1 protein-coding gene is annotated in these 574 nt (G+C 47.9%); it reads right to left on the reverse strand.

Annotated elements, in window-relative coordinates; genetic code table 11:
• Positions 1 to 517 (reverse strand): alpha/beta hydrolase (locus Q4528_RS12655; RefSeq protein ID WP_303521811.1); only part of this gene is annotated, 517 nt, incomplete at its 3' end.
• Positions 518 to 574: the final 57 nt, after the last annotated feature.

Consider the following 574-nt stretch of genomic DNA (forward strand, 5'->3'; position numbering starts at 1 on the left):
CTTCAGAAGCGGGCGACCACAGCATCACACCTTGCACTTGTTCTGCACTATTGGGTTCCATAATCAAGTGATTAAGAATTAGTGCGCCGCCTGTAGAAAAGCCTCCTAAATACACTTCTTGGTAATCTTTAAGAGTGCGTTGAATCGCGTAGTCGGCGGCTTGCTGCCATTGCTGGTGCTTTACTTTGACTAAATCAGAAGGCGCAGTGCCGTGACCAGGCAACAATAAGGTTCTTACATCAAAGCCCTGTTGGTAAAACTGTAACGCCAAGTCATGAAAGTGATAGGGGGAGTCGGTTAAACCGTGGATCAGCAGAACGGCTTTGTTGTTCTCGCCATGACGAAGTTCAAACGGCGCGATCAGTTGGATGACTTTAGGTTTGCCTATCCATTGCTGCTGCTTAGCTAACAACTGGTAACTTTGAGTAGAAATAGGGCAGGCCATCATTGCGCGTGGGTTACGTTGGGCGATCAGTTTTTCGGCGTAGTCTAAGTAACGTTGATAGCTTTGATCCACTGAATAGCTAAAAGGTTTGGGTTTGGAGGCCAGCGCTTGGCGATAGGGCGCTTGTTC

The sequence above is a fragment of the Staphylococcus pasteuri genome (assembly GCF_030547725.1).
In the GTDB taxonomy this organism is placed as follows: Bacteria; Bacillota; Bacilli; order Staphylococcales; family Staphylococcaceae; genus Staphylococcus; species Staphylococcus pasteuri.